Raw genomic sequence first — 17,997 nt, 5'->3', positions numbered from 1 at the left:
GCTATTCTCGTGCCTGGGTCGGACAGGGGGAATGGGCATGGCTTCAACGGCAGGGGGCGCCGCGCGCGCCGAGCTTTTCTGGCACCGCATGGCGATCGGCCTTGCGGTATTCATCGTCGCGGGTTTTTTGCAGTTCGCGCTGCGCGGGTTCGTCGATCCGGTTGCGGCACCCTTCTGGGTGCATCTTCATGGCGTGATCATGCTTGCATGGCTCGGCCTGCTGATTGTGCAGCCGATGCTTGCGGCGCGCGGCGAGGTGGCGCGACATCGGCAGCTGGGCCGGATCGGTGGCTTGCTGGCCATCGCCATAACCGTGCTCGGTATCTGGACCGGCATTGCGTCGCTGATGCTGGGCCGTTTTCCGCCCTTTTTCACGCCGCCTTATTTTCTTGCGTTGACGGTGACCGAATCGCTCGTGTTCGGCGCGGTGGTCGCATGGGCGATCCGGCGGCGCCGCGCGACCGACTGGCACCGGCGGCTGATGATTGGCGCGACGATCATTATCCTCGAACCCGCGCTGGGACGATTGCTTCCGATCCCCTTGATGGGACCATGGGCCGAGCCTGCGGTGGGGCTCTGCCAGCTGGCGGTGGTCGCGATCATCGCAAACTATGACCGGCGCAGCCGCGGCGCCGTGCATCCTGCAACATGGGCCGTCGCAGCCATTGTCATTGCGACGCGCGTCGCCATATCGCTGCTGGCGATGACGACGCCCGTCATCGCGCTTGCGGCGCGCCTGACCGGCTGACGCGGCGAATTGCCCTGCCGCGGGGCAGCGTGTAGGGGGCGTCCAAGGCCAAGCCAATAAGGATAACGCCATGACTGCCCCCATCCGCGAGAATCTCTCGGGCCTCGACCTGCGCGCCGAAATCGACCGCCTGCGCAAGGAGCGCAACGCGGTTATCCTAGCGCATTATTACCAGAAGCCCGAGATTCAGGATCTTGCCGATTTCGTCGGCGATTCGCTCGAGCTGTCGCGCAAGGCGGCCGAAACCGATGCCGACGTGATCGCCTTTTGCGGCGTCAAGTTCATGGCGGAGACCGCGAAGATCCTTTCGCCGGAAAAGATCGTGATCCTGCCCGACATGGACGCCGGATGCAGCCTTGAGGACAGCTGTCCGCCCGAACAATTCAAGCGCTTTCGCGAGCAGCATCCCGACCATATTGCGCTCACCTACATCAACTGCTCGGCGGCGGTGAAGGCGCTGAGCGACATCATCGTCACCTCGTCGAGCGCCGAGACGATCATCAGTCAGATCCCGCCCGAACAGAAAATTATCTTCGGCCCCGACCGCCATCTGGGCGGCTATATGAACCGCAAGTTCGGCCGCGACATGCTGCTGTGGCCGGGCGTGTGCATCGTCCACGAGGCGTTCAGCGAGACCGAGCTTCTGAAGCTGAAGGCGCAGCATCCCGGCGCTCCGGTTGCGGCGCATCCCGAATGCCCACCGCACATCGTCGAGCACGCCGACTATGTCGGATCGACGAGCGGTATCCTGCAATTTGCGAAGAGTTTCGAGGGCGATACGCTGATCGTCGCGACCGAGCCGCACATCATTCACCAGATGGAGCTGGCGCTGCCCGAAAAGACTTTCATCGGCGCGCCGGGGGCCGACGGCAACTGCAACTGCAACATCTGCCCCTATATGGCCCTCAACACGATGGAAAAGCTGTACATCGCGCTGCGCGACCTTCAGCCCCGCATCGAACTCGACGAGGAGCTTCGCCTTGCGGCGCGCAAAAGCCTCGACCGGATGCTGGAGATGGCGTCGGGCACGGTGGGCAAGGGCGATCTCGGGCGGGCGTGAGTCGCGACTCGGCTGAATGATTCCACCGGTTCGAAGATCGGTTCGGCGCACGGCACTCGGAAACCTGAATCCGAAAATGCTGCACGCTTGTTACAAAAATGCTGCACCGAATCCGCTTGTTGCTAATGCCGGACTTATCCACAAGCGCATGGGGTTCCGCGAGCATTCTCGTGCTTTTTTAGTTGGCGTCGAAAAGCGTTCGTGACAGCTTCAAATCATCGGACGACAGAGACGTCGGGCCGCCGGGACATTAAGGGTGGTTGCAAGACTAGCCGGAAGAGAACGGATGGGTTCGACGAGGAAATCGACCGATAGTTCGATCACGGAACGCAGCGATTCCCACGAGTTGATGCGAACCCGATCGGGCAATTGAAAGGCAGTCCATCGCTTTTGAAGCGCAGCTGTTTCGGCAGAAGCGCGGGACGAGATGATGAAGGGCTTTTCAGGTGAGGCCGGCCCCCGAAAGGGGGCCGACCAAACCATCGCCGGATTGTTCCGGCGTGCATCGCGACGCATCGTTTTGCGGGCTGCCGATCGAAAGAGAAGCGGACCGGGATGACGCGGGGCGAGGCGCACGGGACAGGACCGGATAGTGGGGGTTGGCAGCGATGTCGGCCCCCATTTCGTATGCGCGCCGTGGCGTCGCCGGTCTGCCGGGGCTTTATCGACCAAGAGGCGTTCGATCAGCGGCGGCTTCCCCCCGATCGTCCCACCTTCGCCTTCCGACATTTATTTTTGCGCGTGTGACATTCGTCACATCGCCGTCAAGCGAATCCGCTTAACCGGTTCCTGCGACCCGGAGACGTTCCCGTTCAGGAACCGATCCTCCTTTCCCGGCCGCGCCCGCGCGGGGCGGCCGGGAACCTTTCCCCGTCCTTCGGCATTGTTTCAGCATCGCCAAGGCGACGCCCCGCTGCGGCAGGGCAATGCAACTACGGCCGGAACGCGACCACTTTCTGGCCGGTTCAGGGAAGGGAAATTCATGGGACTGATTATCACACTGATCGTCGGCGGCATCATCGGCTGGCTGGCCAGCATCGTCATGCGGACCGACGCGCAACAGGGCATTATTCTGAACGTCGTCGTCGGCATTGTCGGCGCGTTTCTTGGCAACTTCCTCGGCAGCTTCTTCGGCATGGGGGCCAGCCTCGACACCTTCAGCCCGATCGGATTGCTGTGGGCCTTTATCGGTGCGGTGGTGCTGCTGGGCATCATCAACCTCTTCCGTCGCGGCAGCGTGCGATAAACCGATTGAACCGATAAGCGGAATGGCAGCCTTGCTTAAGCAGCGTTGCCATTCCGCTAGGTGAATTTCAGTATCTGGGTTACTCATTGAGCGCCCGTACTGTCGGGCGACCAAAGACCGTAGGGGGTTTGCTTATGCTTACTTGGATTATCGCCATCATCATGGGCGGCATCATCGGATGGCTGGCGAGCATCGTGATGCGCACCGACGCCCAGCAAGGCATTTTCCTCAACATCATCGTCGGGTGCGTAGGCTCGATCCTCGGACGCTTTTTGTTCGGGAGCTTTCTGGGCGGCGGGCATCTGCGCGGCGACGCGTTCGATCCGATGACCCTGCTCACGGCATTCATCGGCGCGGTGATCCTGCTCGCGATCGTCAACCTGGTCCGGCGCGGGCGCGTGCGCTGATCGCTCTGGCATAGACCGTCGCGGATCGACCGCGCGGAAAAAGGGTGGCCGCCCATGGGCGTGCCGCCCTTTTTCGTGCGCGTAACCACTGGAAATCATGGCCGGATCGCATTATGGACCGCCGCCCGGGGCGCAGGACGGGCGGCGAAGCATCGCCTCTTGCAAGCGGTGATTTAATTAGGTAATACACCTCGAAAGAGTTTGGTCCTGCCGTGCGGGTTTTGGAGAAGGCGCGTTCGCGCCCTCCAAACCGAATGTCGCGCGATGCCAGGGAGGGATTTCGGCGTGAACTACGAGCGGAAAGTGGAATCGATGGACAGCCTGGCGGGGACGCAAAGCTTTTACGAAGAGGCCGACGACAGCCGGCGCAAGCGCACAAGGCTGATCGTTGCCGTCGTGCTGATCGTGCTGGCGCTGGCTGCCGCCTATTACGCCTTTTCCAGCGGCAAGGGCGCGGCCGATGCGGGCGATGGCGAAGCTGCGGCGGTTCCCAACATCACCGTCGTGATCCCCGGCCGCGTATCGGTCGAGGCGGCGATCGCAGCGAACGGGACGATCGCGGCGCGGCGCGAGATGCCGGTCGGCGTCGCGGGCGAGGGCGGACAGGTCGTCCGCGTCCTCGTGGAGCCGGGCCAGTGGGTCGGCGCGGGACAAGCACTCGCAGTAATCGACCGCTCGGTGCAATCGCAGCAGGCGGCCAGCCTCTCGGCGCAGATCCGCGTGGCGCAGGCCGATGCCAATCTGGCGCAGGCCGAACTCGAGCGCGCCGAGGCGCTGGTGTCGCGCGGCTTTATTTCCAAGGCCGACATGGACCGCAAGCGCGCGACGCGCGATGCCGCCAATGCGCGTGTTCGCGTCGCGCAGGCGCAATATGCCGAAGCGACCGCGCGCAATGCCCGGCTCAACATCGTCGCGCCCGCCGCGGGGCTGGTGCTGACGCGCGACGTCGAGCCCGGCCAAATCGTCAGCTCGGGCAGCGGTGTGCTGTTCCGCATGGCGCGCGGCGGCGAGATGGAAATGCTGGCGCAGATGGCCGAAGCCGATCTGGCGCGCGTGCGCGTCGGCACACGCGCCACGGTGACGCCGGTCGGCACCGATGCCCAGATTGCGGGCCAGGTGTGGCAGGTGTCGCCGGTCATCGACATGACGACGCGCCAGGGCACGGTGCGCATCGCGATCCCCTATTCGTCGGTGCTGCGTCCGGGCGGCTTTGCCGATGCGCGGTTGGTGGCGGGCACCGCCGAGGTGCCGCTGCTGCCGGAAAGCGCGGTGCAAAGCGGCGCCGAAGGCAATTTCGTGCTTGTCGTCGGCAAGGACAACAAGATCGAACGCAAACCGGTCAAGGTCGGCACGGTCAGCGACGCGGGCGTGTCGATCGCGTCGGGACTTACCGGCAACGAACGCGTGGTGACGCTTGCCGGTGCATTCCTCAACGTCGGGGATACGGTAAAGCCCGTTTTGCAGAAAACGCCGCAATAATCCGCTCGCTGGTATCGCATTCGCACAAGGGCGCCTGAGTCATGAGTTTTCGCAACATTTCCGCTTGGTGCATCCGCAATCCGGTACCGCCGATCGTCCTGTTCGTGCTGCTGCTGCTCGCGGGCCTCGTCAGCTTCAACCGGATGGACATCAACGAAAATCCCGATGTCGAATTCCCGATGGTTCAGGTCGCCGTTTCGCAACCGGGCGCCGCCCCCACCGAACTGGAAACGCAGGTCACGCAGCGCGTCGAAGCCGCGGTGCGTTCGGTCAGCGGCGTCGACGAGCTATCGTCTTACGTCAACGAAGGCTCCAGCCGAACGATGGTGCAGTTTGCGATCGGCACGCCGATCGACCGCGCCTATAACGACGTCAATCAGGCGATTCAGCAGATCCGCAGCGACCTTCCCGACGGTATCCTCGAACCGCAGGTCGTCCGGGTGGATGCGGCTGGTGGCCCAATCACCTATTTCGCCGTCGAAGCGACCGACATGACGCTCGAACAATTGTCGTGGTTCGTCGATAATACGGTGGCCAAGGAACTGCTGTCGATCCCCGGCATGGCGACCGTTGGCCGGTCGGGCGGCGTCGATCGAGAGATTCGCGTCATCCTCGATCCCGCGCGGATGCAAAGCTATGGCCTGACCGCGAGCCAGGTGAACCAGCAACTGCGGCAGGTAAACGTCAACGCTGCGGGCGGGCGCACCGAAATCGCGGGCTCGGAACAGGCGGTCCGCGTTCTCGGCAACGCCGGCAGCGCGTTCGAGCTTGGCGAGACGCGCATTTCGATCGGCGACGGCCGCACGATCCGCCTCGCCGATGTGGCGAAAGTCACCGACAGCTATGCCGAACAGCGCAACCTCGCGAAGATCGGCGGGCGCCAGGTGCTGAGCTTTTCGATCGAGAAGGCGAAGGGTTCGTCGGACGTCACGATTCACGACGAGACGATGAAGAAGCTGGATCAGATCAAGAAGGCGAACCCCAAGGTCGATTTCAAGATCCTCTTCACGCGCACCGATTATACCAAGGAACAATATCGCAGCTCGATGCTTGCGATGATCGAGGGCGCTGTACTCGCCGTCGTTGTCGTGTTCCTGTTCCTGCGCGATTGGCGTGCGACGCTGATCAGCGCGCTGGCGATCCCGCTGTCGGCGATCCCGACCTTCTGGTTCATGGAGATGATGGGCTTTTCGCTGAACGGCCTGTCGCTGCTTGCATTGAGCCTCGTCGCGGGCGTGCTCGTCGACGACGCGATCGTCGAGATCGAAAATATCGTCCGGCACATGCGCATGGGCAAGACCGCCTATCAGGCGTCGATCGACGCCGCCGACGAAATCGGGCTTGCGGTCGTCGCGACGACGATGTCGATCGTCGCGGTATTCCTGCCCGTCGCGCTGATGCCCGGCGTGTCGGGGCAGTTCTTCATCCAGTTCGGGATGACCGTGGTGTTCGCGGTGCTGATGAGCCTTGCCGTCGCGCGCATGATTACGCCGATGATCGCCGCCTATTTCCTGTCGGCGCAGGGTGAGCAGGATCATGCGAACGGGCCGTGGGTCGATCGTTATGAACGGCTGCTCGCCTTCACGCTCGACAGTTCGAAGCAGAAGGTCGTGAGGGCGCGGTACGAAACGTTCGAAACACGGCCGATCTTTTTCCTCGTGCCGCTGATCGTTGCGGGCGTCGCGATAATTGGTCTGACCTTCCAATATTTCCAGCCGGTGCCGCCGGGACAGGATGAACCCAACCCGGCGCTGCACTTCCTGCTGATGACGCCGCTGGCGGCGATTGTCGCCTTCCTGCTGACCAGCCTGCTGATGATCGTCGGGGGCGCCGTTGCTCATACGTTGGGAATGCGCCACTATGCCCTGACCAACTGGGGCAAGTTCATGGTCCGGCGCTCCTATGCGCGGCTGTTCGACCATCGCGTGTGGATTGTTGGCATCGGCGTCGCGGCATTCATCTCGAGCCTCGTGCTGTTCAGCATCCTGCCGCAGCAGTTCCAGCCCACGACGAACAGCGATTACAGCCAGATCCGCTACGAACTGCCGCCGGGATCGACGCTGGCACAGAGCGAGACGATCGCCGACCAGATCAACGCGATCCTTCGCGACGACCCGGTTGTCCAGACCGCGTTTTTTGACGTCAATGTCGGCGGCGGTAATGCATATCTGACGCTGAAGAAGGACCGCCCGATCTCCAGCGTCGAATGGGAACGCAAGCTGCAGCCGAAGATGGCGGCAATCCCCGACGCGCGGGTCAATTTCCAGAGCCAGTCGGGCGGCTTTTCGGGTCGCGACATTACCTTCATCGTCGGCGGCGACGATCCGGTGGCGCTTGAGCGTCATGCGCGCAAGATCGTCGGCGAGATGAGCAAGCTCAAGGAATTGCGGGGGGTCCGGGTCGAGGGCGATATTCCGCGCCCCGAAATCATCGTCAATCCGCGCATGGACCTGGCGGCCGAACTCGGCGTGACCACCGCGGCGCTCAGCCAGACGATCCGCATCGCGACGATCGGCGACATCGACCAGAATGCGGCGAAATTCTCGCTTTCCGATCGCCAGATCCCGATCCGTGTGCTGCTGTCCGAGGATTCGCGCCGCGCTCTCGCGACGATCGAGAACCTACCCGTGCCGACGTCGCGCGGGACGACGGTGCCGCTGAAATCGGTCGCGACGATCAGCTTCGGCGCGGGGCCGACCGAGCTTCGCCGCTATAACCAGACGCGGCGCATCGTGATCGGCGCCGATCTCGCCCCGGGGCTCGTCACCGGCGACGCGCAGAAAAAGATCGATGCGCTGCCGTCGATCAAGACCATGCCGCAGGGCATCCGCAAGGTCATTCAGGGCGAAGCCAAGTGGCAGGCCGAGATGATGACCAATTTCATGGTCGCCGTCGTATCGGGCCTGCTCCTCGTGTTCGCGACACTGGTGTTGCTCTATCGCCGCTTCCTGTCGCCGCTGGTCAACATGTCGTCGCTGCTGCTTGCGCCGCTGGGTGGGCTGCTTGGCCTGCTTGTCACGGGCATGGAAGTGTCGATGCCCGTGTTTATCGGCTTGTTGATGCTGCTCGGCATCGTCGCAAAGAACTCGATCCTGCTCGTCGATTTCGCGATCGAGGAGATGGACCATGGCATCGAAAAGACCGCCGCGCTGCTCGATGCCGGACGCAAGCGTGCGCAGCCGATCGTGATGACCACCGTCGCGATGGTCGCCGGCATGGTGCCGACCGCACTGTCGCTGTCGGGCGACGGCGCCTGGCGCGCGCCGATGGGCGTCGTCGTGATCGGCGGACTGATCCTGTCGACCTTGCTCACGCTGCTCATCGTGCCTGCGGGCTTCAGCTTGGCCGACAGCATCGAAAAGCGCCTCGGCCGCTTCTTCTCGGCCAATCTGCTCACCTATCGCAAGGGTGACGACACGCGGCCGCATAGTGCGCCGACGCCCGAACCGGCGGAGTGAAATGAAGAGCAACCGGCGCGGCGACATGTCGCGCCGGTTGCAACCTTTGCCCCGGCTCGCCATTTGGTTCGCATGACCGACCTTGCTTCCAGCCGGCCGATGGGCGTCGCCATCGCGGCGAAGTCTTCCAATATCCGTATCGTGGCAACGGGGATGCTTGTCGTCATGGCGATCGTCTTTGTCGGCGCCAAAACCTATCAGGACGTGCATCCGGCGATCGGCTTCATTCGTGCCTTTGCCGAGGCGGGGCTGGTTGGCGGGTTGGCCGACTGGTTCGCGGTGACCGCGCTGTTCCGGCACCCGATGGGACTGCCGATCCCGCACACCGCGATCGTTCCGCGCAACAAGAACCGTATCGGCGACACGCTTGCGCGCTTCCTGCTCACCAACTTCCTGCTGCCGCGGCTGATCGCACGCAAGATGCAGACGGTCGATGTCGCAGGCGCGGTCGGCAAATTCCTGTCCGAGCCCGCCGAGGGCGGCGGCCGGCTGCGGCTCGGCGCGTCGCGGATCATCGCCGACGGGCTGGGCGCGCTCGATCAGCAGCGCCTCGGCGGCATGGTCAAATCGGCGATCGCCGATCGCCTGCGCGAGCTCGATGTTGCGCCGCTATTGGGTCAGGCGCTTCAGGCGGCGCTCGCCGAGGGACGGCACCAGCCTTTGCTCGACGCGATGGTCAAATGGGGGTCGAAGACGCTCGAGCTCAACGAACATCTGATTCATCAGATGGTCCACGATAATTCGAACGCGATCGTGCGCTTCACCGGGCTCGACGAAAGCATTTCGAACCGCATCGTCGCCGGGCTGTCGAAACTGCTGAGCGAAATGGCGGTCGACGAGACGCACCCGCTGCGCATCCGCGTCGAGGAAGGAGTCGCCAAGATGGCGCTCGACCTGCAGCACGACCCCGAGGTGAAGGCGAAGGTCGCGCGCGTGCGCGACGAGCTGCTGGAAAACAAGGCGGTGAAGCGCTGGCTCGACGGCTTATGGGAACAGGGCCGCGCGGCGCTGCTCAAGGCCGCGCGCAATCCCGACACGATGCTTGCTGGACGGATCGGCGAGCTGGTCACGCAATTCGGCGCGATGCTGGGCGAGGATGCGCATATCAAGCGCACGCTCAACCGCTATGCGCGGCGCGCGGTGGTCGGCATCGTCGACAGCTATGGCGAGGCGGCGCTGAAGCTGGTGTCCGACACGATCCGCGGCTGGGACGCGGAAACGATCACTGACCGGCTGGAGAATGCCGTCGGCGACGATCTGCAATATATCCGCATCAACGGCACGCTTGTCGGCGGTCTCGTCGGCGTGGCGATCCACACGGTCGATGTTTTGATTTGATCCGTCGCGTCGCGCCCCCGCGACGGTGGGGGCCGCTATTGGTGTTGCGCAAGGCAGCCAGCGGCCCCCGCCTTCGCGGGGGCGACGGTTATGCACAAGCTGCAAGCCCCTCCCGAAACGTCGGATAGCGCGGCATCCACCCCAGTAGCCGCTTCGCCCGCCCGTTCGCCACGCGGCGGTTCTCGGCATAGAAGGCGCGCGCGGCGGGCGACAGGCCCGCTTCGCCCAGCGTCTGTAACGGCGGCAGCGGCGCGCCGAGCATCGCGCAGCCCCATTCGACGAGGCGGTTCTGGTGACAGGGTTCGTCGTCGGCGAGATTATAGACGCCCGCGGGGCCGCGGAACGACGCGATGAGGCCACCCGTGATGTCGTCGACATGGATGCGGCTGAACACCTGGCCGGGCAGGTCGATGCGGTGCGCGCGGCCCTCGGCGATACGGTCGAGGATCGAGCGGTCGGGGCCATAGATGCCGGGCAAGCGGAACACGCGCATATCGTCGCGCAGCGCGCTCCACGCGGCATCGGCGGCATTGCGGCCGGAGCGGCGGCCCCTGACAGGCGCGCTTTCGTCCACCCACGCGCCGCCCGCATCGCCATAGACGCCGGTCGAGGAGAGATAGCCCGTCCATGTCGCGGGGGCGAGCGCGATCGCCTCGCCATAGCGTGCGAGCACCGGGTCCGCCTCGTCAGCGGGCGGAACTGACGACAATATGTGCGTCGCGGTGCGCAGCGCCGCGAGCACCGCGGTCTCGTCACCAAAAGCGATGCTGCCCCCGCGCCCGTCGCGCGTCGTTCCCGCGACCTCCCAGCCGCGCGCGCGGAGGCGCTCGGCGAGGTGCCCCGCGGTATAGCCCATTCCGAAAATCAGCATCTGTGCCATCGCGCGCCTTATTGCGCGTCGGCGGCGCGATGCCTAGACCGATCGCATGACCGACGCTTCATCGACCCCCGCCATTCCCGTCACGATCCATCGCGGCGACTATCGCCCGCCCGAATGGCAGGTGCCCGATGTCGCGCTCGACTTCGCGCTGGGGATTGAAGAAACGCGGGTGACCGCGGCGCTGTCGGTCGTGCGCGCCGCCGATGCCCCCGCGCCGCTGCTGCTGCGCGGCGACGGGCTGACCCCCGCGGCGGTGCGCGTCGATGGCGAGGTGTGGAACGACTGGCGCATGGACGGCAGCGACCTGATCGTCGACCTGGGCGACCGCAGCGCGGCGACGGTCGAGATCGACACGATCGTCAACCCCGCGGCGAACACGCAGCTGATGGGCCTTTACGCCTCGAACAACATGCTGTGCACCCAATGCGAGGCCGAGGGGTTCCGCCGCATCACCTTTCACCCCGACCGCCCCGATGTGCTGAGCCGCTATCGCGTGCGGATGGAAGGGGACAAGGCCCGCTTTCCCATCCTGTTGTCAAACGGCAATTGCATCGACCGCGGTGAGGGTGACGGCGGTACGCACTGGGCGCTGTGGGAAGATCCGTGGCCCAAACCATCCTATCTGTTCGCGCTCGTTGCGGGCGATCTCGTCGTCAACCGCGACAATTTCACCACCATGTCGGGGCGGCGGGTCGAACTCGGCATCTGGGTGCGCGCGGGCGACGAGGATCGCACGGGCCATGCGATGCAGGCGCTCAAGAACAGCATGAAATGGGACGAGGAGGTCTATGGCCGCGAATATGACCTCGACCTGTTCAACATCGTCGCGGTCGGCGATTTCAACATGGGGGCGATGGAAAACAAGGGGCTCAACATCTTCAACACCCGCTATATCCTCGCCGACCCCGACACCGCGACCGACATGGATTATGATGGGGTCGAGGGCGTCGTCGCGCACGAATATTTCCACAACTGGTCGGGCAATCGCGTCACCTGTCGCGACTGGTTCCAGCTGAGCCTGAAGGAAGGCTTCACCGTCTATCGCGACCAATGCTTTTCCGCCGACATGGGATCGCCGTCGGTCAAGCGGATCGAGGATGTGCGCCTGCTCCGCGCCGCGCAATTTCCCGAGGACGCCGGGCCGCTCGCGCACCCGATCCGCCCCGATAGCTATCAGGAAATCAGCAACTTCTACACCGCGACCGTTTACAACAAGGGCGCCGAGATCATCCGCATGATGGCGACGATGGTCGGCCCCGAGCGCTTCCGCAAAGGCACCGACCTCTATTTCGATCGCCACGATGGCGAGGCCGCGACGTGCGAGGATTTCGTGCGCGCGATAGAGGATGGCGCGGGCATCGACCTGACGCAGTTCCGCCGCTGGTACGAACAGGCGGGGACGCCGCGGCTCAAACTGACGCTCGTCGAGGAAGCGGGGCAGTGGTCGCTCGACATCGTGCAGACGGTGCCGCCGACGCCCGGCCAGCCTGAAAAACAGCCGATGATGCTGCCGCTCCGCCTTGCGGCCTTCGCAATGGACGGCAGCGGCGCGCGCGTCCCCGACCATTTGGTGACGATCACCCGAGCGACGCAGCGGATCGCGCTCGGCCGCTTTGGCGCGCGCCCGGCGCTGTCGGTCAATCGCGGCTTCTCGGCACCGATCATAGTCGATTTCGAACGCGCGCCGGGCGAGCTCGCGTGGCTCGCGGCGCACGACGACGATCCATTCGCGCGATACGAGGCGCTCCAGCAATTGATGCTCGACACCCTCGTCGCCGCCGTGTCAGGCGAGGATCGCGACCCGCAAGCGGTGATCGACGCGGTGGCGCAGACGCTGTCGGGGCGCGCTGCCGATCCCGCCTTTGTCGCCGAAGCGGTGTTGCTGCCGAGCGAGGCGTTCGTCGGCGACCAGATGCTGACGGTCGATCCCGACGCGATCCGCCGCGAGCGACTGGCATTGCAGGCGGCGATCGGCACCGCGCTCGAAAGCGAGTGGCGCACGATCTTGGACGGCGCGGCGCCGCCCGCGACCGACCTGTCGCGCGGCGCCAAGGGCGGCCGCCGCCTGCGCGGCGTCGCGCTCGCCTATCTCGCGGCGACGGGTATGACCGATGCCGCGGCGCTGGCGTTCCGGGTCTTTTCGGACGCCGACGGGATGACCGAACGGCAGGCCGCGCTCGCGACGCTGGCGCACGGCGACAGCGACGAGCGCGCGCACGCGCTCGACATTTTCTATCAGCGCTATCGGGACAATCCGCTCGTGCTCGACAAATGGTTCCAGGTGCAGGCGTGGTCGATGCGCCCCGATATGGTCGAAGCCGTGCGCGCACTGGCCGAGCATCCCGATTTCACGCTGACCAATCCCAATCGCGTGCGTTCGCTCTATGGCGCGCTGGCGGGCAATCAGGCGGCGTTCCATCAGGGCGATGGTGCAGGTTACCGGCTGATCGCCGACCTCGTCATCGCGCTCGACCCGAAGAATCCGCAGACCGCGGCGCGCATGATCCCGCCGCTCGGCCGCTGGAAACGGTTCGACGAGGGACGGCAGGCGCTGATGAAGACCGAACTGGAGCGGATACTCGCCCAGCCCGGCCTGTCGCGCGACACGACCGAGCAGGCATCGAAAAGCCTGCTGGGGTAGGGCGGCTTTGGGGGGAGTTGTCGTTGCCATAGACCGTCGCCCCCGCGCAGGCGGGGGCCGCAATCGGCCTTTTCCTGCGTCGCTGCGTAAACCGACAGCGGCCCCCGCCTTCGCGGGGGCGACGGCTAGTTTCGGCCGCCTCCATACTTTGTCAGCTACGATCCTCCCTGTGGCTGCAGGCCATGGGGAGGAAGCGCTGACGGAGGGGCAATAGCGCGACGTCGCCGCCCCTCCACCGCGCCCTTCGAGCGCGGTCCCCTTCCCCATGGCCTGCAGCCACAGGGAGGATTAAAAATACCCGCAGCTGGCGGAAACTCGATGATGCTTACTTATTCGCCCAACCACCCGGCCACATCGACCGCGACGCGGTTCGCCGCGCGGGTCAGCGCTTCGCCGACGGGCTTTGCCTCGACCTTGCCGCCGATCGCCTCGCGCGCTTCGAACCGGCGCTGGGTGACGGTCTTGCCGCCCGCCGACACGAGCATTGCCTGATAGGCGACGACGGCTTCGTTCGACCGCGCGTCGACGCCGAATTCCATGAGCTGCCCCGCGAGCTGCTCGCCCGGCGCGGTCAGATATTGCCCCTCGTCGAGCACGACGCGCGAGGTGCGCGCGGCGACGGTTTCGGACACGAGCCGCTGGAACAGGCGCTGCGGCGCCTCGACCCATTGCGCATCCTTGACATAGGCAACGGTCGCGTCGTCCTGTTGCACCGGAATGCGGGTCGTGCGCAGTTTTTGCGGCGCGGTGGGGATCAGAATCGTCAGCGTCGCCGCGTCGGTGGCGGTGCGCGCGGTGCCCGCCGCGGGCGCCGCGTCGGGATCGAGCGTCAGCAGGAAGGGCGGCGGCTTGCCGCCAAGACTGAAACAGGCCGACAGGGTTGCCGCGCCGGCGAGGGCGAGCAGCGGGGTGCGGATGCGGCGTATCATGGCGGTCCTCATTCCTTGTAATCGGGGAGCTTGCTGCCGCTGATCACCGCGCCGGCACCCTGCTGATCGAGCTTGTCGGTCAGGCTGGAAAGCGAGGCCGAGGTGCGGCGAAGGTCGCGGATCAGCGCATTGGCTTCGGGGATCGTCGTCTCGCTGAAGGTCTTGAGGCCGGGCCGCGCGTCGGCGATCGCGCTCTCGAGCGTCTGCATCGACTTGTTGGCGGAGGCGAGCGTGTCACGCAAATTGCGCATCGCGGGGTCGACGTTGCGGTCGATCGTCCCCTGCGTCGCGGCGGCGAGACTGCCGATCTGTTCGGCTGCCTGGCCCGCCTGCTGGATCGCGATCCGCGTATCGGCGAGCGCGCGTTCGATTGCAGGACCGTTGCGCGCGAGCGTCGCAGTGGTCGCCTCGACATTGTCGAGGATGTTGGCGAAGCTCTCCTGATTGCGGTCGTCGGCAAGCTCGGCGAGCCGTTCGGTCAGCGTCGAGAGGCGCTGGAGCAGCTGCGGCGCGGTGTTGAGCAGCTCGCCCAGCCCGCCGACGCGCGTCGGGATCACCGGCTTGCCCGCGGGGCCCGTGTCGCTGATCGGCGGCGCGCCTTTGACGGCGCCGTCGAGCGAGATCTGCGAGACGCCCGTGAAGCCGACGCCCTCGAGCGCCGCGGTCGTCCCCTGCAGCACCGGAACGCCCTCGTTCACCTCGATGCGCACGCGCACGAACTGCGGATCGTCGGGCCAAAGCGCGATTTCGCGCACCTGACCCGCCGGAACGCCCGAGAATTGCACCTGTGCGCCCTTGTTGAGTCCGTCGACCGATTGTTTGAAGAATATGTCATATTCGCGCTTCTCCCCGCCGCTGTCGTTCGCCAGCCAGACGACGAAAAAGGCGAGCGCCGCGGTGAAGAGAAGCACAAAGGCGCCGACGAGGACATTGTTCGAGCGTGTTTCCATCAGCTGTTCCTATCGCGCGCGCGCGCTTTGGTTCCCGCTCGCAGCGGAGCGGCCGCGGGGTCCGTTGAAATAATCCTGTATCCACGGATGCTCGGTGGCAAGCAGTTCAGGGATGGTGCCAACCGCAATCACCTTTTTCTCGGCGAGCACCGCGACGCGGTCGCATGTCGCATACAAGGTGTCGAGGTCGTGGGTGATGAGGAAGACGGTCAGCCCCATCGTGTCGGCCAGCTCGCGGATAAGCTCGTCGAACTTGGCGGCGCCGATCGGGTCGAGCCCCGCGGTCGGTTCGTCGAGGAAAATCAGCGCGGGGTCGAGCGCCAGCGCGCGCGCGAGGCCCGCGCGCTTGACCATGCCGCCCGACAGTTCGGCGGGATATTTGGGACCGGCATCGGGTGGCAGGCCGACCATCTGCACCTTATAGGCCGCGATCTCGTCGAGCAGCTTTGCGTCGAGCCGCGGATAAAATTCGCGCAAGGGAACCTGGATATTCTCGGCAACGCTCAGCGTCGAAAAAAGCGCGCCGCCCTGGAACATCACGCCCCACCGGCGGCGGAGGTCGCGCGATTCTTCTTCGTCGGCGATCTCGCTCAGCGTCTTGCCATAGACCTCGATCTCGCCCGCGTCGGGGATCTGGAGGCCGATGATCGAGCGCATCAGCACCGACTTGCCGGTGCCCGAGCCGCCGACCACGCCGAGGATCTCGCCCGAGCGGACCTCGAGGTCGAGCCCGTCGTGGATCACCGCGTCGCCGAATTTGTTGACGAGGCCGCGGATGCTGATCGCGTGCTCAAACTGTTCGGGTCGCACGGCGTCGGCGGCGGCGATCTCTTCGTTGAGCTGCTGTTCCTCGAGTTCGTCGGCCATCAATTCCATCCGATCGACGAGAAGAAAACCGCGAAGAAGGCGTCGAGCACGATCACGAGGAAGATCGCGGCGACCACAGCAGAGGTGGTGCGCTGGCCGACTTCCTCGGCATTTTGTCGCACCTGCATACCCTCGTAGCAGCCGGTGACGCCGATGAGCACGCCGAATACCGGCGCCTTGATCAGCATCGCCCAGAAATCGGTCATCGGGATAATGTCGCGGAGCAGCTGAATGTAAGTGAGCGGCGGAATTTCAAGGCCGATCCAGCAGAAGACTCCGCCGCCAATGATCGCGCAGATACTGGCGTAGAAGCCGAGCAGCGGCATCAGGATCGTGGCGGCGGCGACGCGGGGAAGGACGATTGCCTCCATTGGCGAGACGCCGATCGTGCGCATCGCGTCGATTTCCTCGGTCAGTTTCATCGTGCCGATCTGCGCCGCGAAGGCGCTGCCCGAGCGGCCCGCGACCATGATCGCCGTCATGAGCAGCCCCAGCTCGCGGATCGAGGCGCGGCCAACGAGGTTGATCGTGAACACCTCGAGCCCGAACTGGCGCAGCTGCACCGCGCCTTGCTGCGCGACGACGATGCCGATCAGGAAGGTCATCAGACCGATGATGGGCAGGGCATCGACGCCGACAGTCTGGAACCGCGTGACGATGGCGTTCCAGCGCAGGCGGCGGCGCGCGCGGATCTGCGTGAAGAGCGCGACGATCATCGCGCCGAAAAAGCCGACGATGCCGAGCAGTTCGTTCCAGACCGCGACGCTCGCCGTGCCGACCTGTTCGAGCATCCGAACCCACGTCGGGCGGCGGTCGCGGTGGACGCGATATTCGCTCTTGTCGCTCGCCAGCGCTTCGAGCAATCGCTCGGCCTCGGCGCTCGCTCCCGTGATCTTCGCGCCATGTTCGGCGGCGGTGCGGGTGACGATCCATGCGCCGACCGTGTCGATGCGGTCGATGGCCGACAGGTCGAGCGTTGCGATGTCGCCGAGCGCATCGAGCCGCGCGGGCAGGTCGCCCAGCCGCGCGAGCGTCAGCCGCCCTGTGAAGCGAACCTCGGCGCCGTTGGCGCCCTCGCTTTGTTCGAAATCCGCCCTGGCCACCATCGTGCGGGCGACATTGGATTATTTGCCGGGGCACGGCAAGCGAATCCATGGTGCGCGGCAGCGTGCTTGGCCCCCGCGCCGCCGCATTCTATGGGGAAACGATGGAAGACCCGCTTGCCACGCCGATTCCCGTTCCTGCGCACCGCGTTGCGATTTATGACATGGACCGGACGATCACGCATTCAGGGACGTACAGCGGCTTCCTGATTCATGTCGCGCGGCGGCGTCAGCAATGGCGGCTGCTTCTTTTGCCGATGGTCGGGATTGCAGGTGCGGCCTATGCGCTGCGCCTGATCGATCGTTCGCGGCTGAAGGCGATCAATCTGCGCCTGCTCGTCGGCAAGCGGTTTTCCCGCGCCGAAATCGCGCCGCTCGCCGAAAGCTATGCCGACAAGGTCGTCTCGCGCGGAGTGCACCCCGCCGCGCTCGAACAGATTGCCGAGGATCGCGCCGCAGGATACCGGCTGCTGCTCGCGACCGCGTCGTTCCATCTTTATGTCGATGCGATCGCGCGGCGGCTGGGGATCGACGATGTGTTGGCGACGCGGCTCGACGAACCTGACGGCGCCGATCATATCCATGCGCGATTGTCAGGCGACAATTGCTATGGCGATGCCAAGTTCGCGCGCATTTCGGGCTGGCTTGCCGACAATGCGATCACCCGCGAGGACACGCATATCCGCGCCTATTCGGACCATGTGTCCGACCATCCGATGCTGCGCTTCGCCGACGAAGCCGTCGCGACGACACCCTCGCGCGGGCTGAAGCGTCTCGCGCCGCTCATGGGGTGGCAGGTGGTCGATTGGCGGGCGCGGAGATAGGAGGCGCCGTTAAGTCCTCCCTGTGGCGAAGCCATGGGGAGGGGGACCGCCGCCGCTGGCCGTGGTG

14 protein-coding genes are annotated in these 17,997 nt (G+C 65.1%); 9 read left to right on the top strand and 5 right to left on the bottom strand.

Annotation, left to right across the window (positions count from 1 at the left end):
• The first annotated feature begins 37 nt into the window (after positions 1–37).
• The 7 genes from VSX77_RS03250 (at position 38) to VSX77_RS03220 (ending at position 9,736) form a co-directional block, all read left to right on the top strand.
• A complete protein-coding gene (locus VSX77_RS03250; protein ID WP_338426234.1) occupies positions 38–748 on the top strand; it encodes an adenylate cyclase in 711 nt (236 codons plus the stop codon).
• Between the two features lie 70 nt (positions 749–818).
• Complete coding sequence (gene nadA / locus VSX77_RS03245) at positions 819–1,808, top strand: quinolinate synthase NadA (protein WP_338426233.1); 990 nt, start codon at positions 819–821, stop codon at positions 1,806–1,808.
• 982 nt (positions 1,809–2,790) lie between these two features.
• Positions 2,791–3,054, top strand: coding sequence for a GlsB/YeaQ/YmgE family stress response membrane protein (locus tag VSX77_RS03240; protein WP_338426232.1), 264 nt, complete (start codon positions 2,791–2,793; stop codon positions 3,052–3,054).
• Positions 3,055–3,188: 134 nt separating this feature from the next.
• Positions 3,189–3,461 (top strand): GlsB/YeaQ/YmgE family stress response membrane protein, encoded by a 273-nt coding sequence (locus tag VSX77_RS03235; protein WP_338426231.1) that lies wholly within the window; start codon positions 3,189–3,191, stop codon positions 3,459–3,461.
• Positions 3,462–3,773: 312 nt separating this feature from the next.
• The gene (locus tag VSX77_RS03230; protein ID WP_338427201.1) at positions 3,774–4,940 is read left to right on the top strand and encodes an efflux RND transporter periplasmic adaptor subunit; all 1,167 of its coding nucleotides are present in this window, start codon (positions 3,774–3,776) and stop codon (positions 4,938–4,940) included.
• 41 nt (positions 4,941–4,981) lie between these two features.
• Entirely contained in the window at positions 4,982–8,398 is a 3,417-nt protein-coding gene (locus tag VSX77_RS03225; RefSeq protein ID WP_338426230.1) for an efflux RND transporter permease subunit, read from the top strand.
• Between the two features lie 72 nt (positions 8,399–8,470).
• Positions 8,471–9,736, top strand: a complete 1,266-nt coding sequence (locus tag VSX77_RS03220) for a DUF445 domain-containing protein (RefSeq protein ID WP_338426229.1) — start codon at positions 8,471–8,473, stop codon at positions 9,734–9,736.
• Between the two features lie 88 nt (positions 9,737–9,824).
• Here the strand turns inward: VSX77_RS03220 and VSX77_RS03215 are convergent, their stop codons facing one another.
• Complete coding sequence (locus tag VSX77_RS03215) at positions 9,825–10,616, bottom strand: SDR family NAD(P)-dependent oxidoreductase (protein WP_338426228.1); 792 nt, start codon at positions 10,614–10,616, stop codon at positions 9,825–9,827.
• A gap of 46 nt (positions 10,617–10,662) precedes the next feature.
• On the opposite strand from VSX77_RS03215, the gene pepN reads away from it, so the two are divergent.
• Positions 10,663–13,257: an aminopeptidase N gene (gene pepN, locus VSX77_RS03210; RefSeq protein ID WP_338426227.1), complete on the top strand. Its 2,595-nt coding sequence runs from the start codon at positions 10,663–10,665 to the stop codon at positions 13,255–13,257.
• 329 nt (positions 13,258–13,586) lie between these two features.
• Here the strand turns inward: pepN and VSX77_RS03205 are convergent, their stop codons facing one another.
• Genes VSX77_RS03205 through VSX77_RS03190 form a run of 4 tightly spaced genes read right to left on the bottom strand, consistent with a single transcriptional unit; the run spans position 13,587 to position 17,109 of the window.
• Complete coding sequence (locus VSX77_RS03205) at positions 13,587–14,186, bottom strand: ABC-type transport auxiliary lipoprotein family protein (RefSeq protein ID WP_338426226.1); 600 nt, start codon at positions 14,184–14,186, stop codon at positions 13,587–13,589.
• A gap of 8 nt (positions 14,187–14,194) precedes the next feature.
• The gene (locus VSX77_RS03200; RefSeq protein WP_338426225.1) at positions 14,195–15,136 is read right to left on the bottom strand and encodes an MlaD family protein; all 942 of its coding nucleotides are present in this window, start codon (positions 15,134–15,136) and stop codon (positions 14,195–14,197) included.
• A gap of 9 nt (positions 15,137–15,145) precedes the next feature.
• Positions 15,146–16,003 carry an ABC transporter ATP-binding protein gene (locus tag VSX77_RS03195; RefSeq protein WP_338426224.1) on the bottom strand — a complete coding sequence of 286 codons (858 nt, stop codon included), beginning with the start codon at positions 16,001–16,003 and terminating at the stop codon, positions 15,146–15,148.
• Positions 16,003–17,109 (bottom strand): ABC transporter permease, encoded by a 1,107-nt coding sequence (locus VSX77_RS03190; RefSeq protein ID WP_338426223.1) that lies wholly within the window; start codon positions 17,107–17,109, stop codon positions 16,003–16,005. Before VSX77_RS03190 ends, VSX77_RS03195 begins: the two co-directional genes overlap by 1 nt.
• 101 nt (positions 17,110–17,210) lie before the next feature.
• Between VSX77_RS03190 and VSX77_RS03185 the strand changes: the two genes are divergently transcribed.
• Complete coding sequence (locus tag VSX77_RS03185) at positions 17,211–17,930, top strand: HAD family hydrolase (protein WP_338426222.1); 720 nt, start codon at positions 17,211–17,213, stop codon at positions 17,928–17,930.
• The last annotated feature ends 67 nt before the right edge of the window (positions 17,931–17,997 follow it).

The organism is Sphingopyxis sp. TUF1 (assembly GCF_036687315.1).
GTDB classification, from domain to species: Bacteria; Pseudomonadota; Alphaproteobacteria; order Sphingomonadales; family Sphingomonadaceae; genus Sphingopyxis; species Sphingopyxis kveilinensis.
Note: the sequence above shows the minus strand (reverse complement) of the source record. Positions and strands in the feature narration are given on the sequence as shown.